At 39.8% G+C, this 1,802-nt stretch carries 2 protein-coding genes; one reads left to right on the plus strand and one right to left on the minus strand.

What is annotated here, in order from left to right; all coding sequences use genetic code 11:
- Positions 1-286: 286 nt before the first annotated feature.
- Positions 287-535 carry a recombinase family protein gene (locus tag ACS8FC_RS13975; RefSeq protein ID WP_228706492.1) on the plus strand — a complete coding sequence of 83 codons (249 nt, stop codon included), beginning with the start codon at positions 287-289 and terminating at the stop codon, positions 533-535.
- 422 nt (positions 536-957) lie between these two features.
- Here ACS8FC_RS13975 and ACS8FC_RS13980 read toward each other — a convergent pair.
- The coding region (locus tag ACS8FC_RS13980; RefSeq protein WP_439297202.1) for a Fic family protein at positions 958-1,802 on the minus strand (845 nt) is incomplete at its 5' end.

Genomic DNA, 1,802 nt, shown 5'->3' on the forward strand with positions numbered 1-1,802 from the left:
AGGGGCACTATCAAAACAGGTCTCTTAATCAATTAATAGTCTACTTATAATAGACTGCAATAATGGAACTACTTATAACAGACTATTTTAGGTGTTTATGTTTATCAGAGCATAGAGCGCCAATCAAAGATCAAGATGCCAAGCGTGCCAAAAGTGAGCTCATATAGCTTGCTGCTGATCATGGTCACAAAATTGCCGCCTTCTATGTTGAAAACGAGTCAGACGCAACTTTAATACGTCCACAGTTAATGTAACTGATAAATGATGCCCATGAAGGCGATATAATTTGGTTGAGCAGATTGACCGCTTAGCACGTTTAAACCAAGCTGATTGGGATACTCTCAAAAGAATGCTATTAGAAAAGAAGCTGGCGGTAGTATCAGAAGAGCTACCGACCTCTTATATAACGCCTCAATCTGATAGCAGCATTGAATTTATGAGCAGCGTATTACAGGCCATCAATTCGATGATGCTTTATATGCTCGCTGCTATTGCTAGAAAGGACTATGAAGATCGACGTAACCGTCAGATGTAAGGTATTTCTCGTACTAAGGTAGAAAGTAAATATTCAGGACGTAGGAAAGATACCGAGAAGCGTAAGATTATCGCTAGCCTTCTGAAATCTGGGCGTAGTTATTCTGAAATACAAGCTACAGCTAAGTGCTCGCGTCATTTGATAGCTGTATAGCTAAATAAATACTCAAATACTCAAATACTCAAATACTCAAATACTCAAAATTATTTTGAGGATCTGTAATAACCTTGTCAAATAAAAATTGTCTGTTATCAAAGTTCCTCTAATATATTCTGTTTAAGTAAGAAAAATATTGATTACGTTTCAGGTGACAGTATTTTAGCCGAATCTTTTATAAACGAATCATTATCGTAACGATGACACAAATACTAGCTTGAGCTTGATTATTAAGGCAGACTTTCCTGCGTATAGCAGAGTTTGTTCTAACTATTCAAACCATTTGCTTCATCTTTAAATGTCTCTACAACCACAGAGAAAATATCGTCCCAAACCTCATCATTTGCCAAAAACGGATAATCTTTCAATAGCTTATTACTTTTAGCACCCTTATTCTGCAGCATGCTACGAATGATTCTATCGGCATAGCTGTTGGGCATCTCAATAATCTCTTTTATCGCCAGTCGTGCATGGTCATGTTGTCTTAGGTACTGTGACTCGTTATGCATCTCTTTTTCAATAACATGCGCAATCAGTCCTGATAAGTACTGAACATGAGGCGTCAGGTCCATAAAGCGCCATGCCGGTTGAATAAGGTGACTGTCTTCAAAATTTAAGTTTGAGCGAATACCATCAGGGTAAGTAATCGCTTGTTTATCAAAGCTGTAATGATCACGGATTTGCTCCATAAGTGGCACGGATACACGGTCTAAAATTTTATCATAGGCATGACGGTCTGAGGGATGCTCAGCGATGGCTTGCGATATAGGTAAGATAATCGGCTCATGAATGATCTGGTCGCGTCTGAGTACATCGTTAATTAGGAAGCGATGTACTCGGCCATTGCCATCCGCTAGCGGATGAATATACACAAAAGCAAAGGAAGCAACCGCACTACGTATCAGTGCCGATTGTCCCTCGGTCTTTTCCATAAATGCCTGTAACCCTTTGAGCTTTTCAGCAATGTCATCAGCAGGTGGCGCAATATAGTGCACAATCTCTTTAAAGCCATTGACCTGAGTATGCGACACAAAAACTGGAGATTGACGGACGCCATACTGCTGGATGACCGTTTTGCTACCAAGTATCTCTTGTTGCAACTCTGCTAGCG

The sequence above is a fragment of the Psychrobacter sp. 1Y4 genome, from assembly GCF_051847555.1.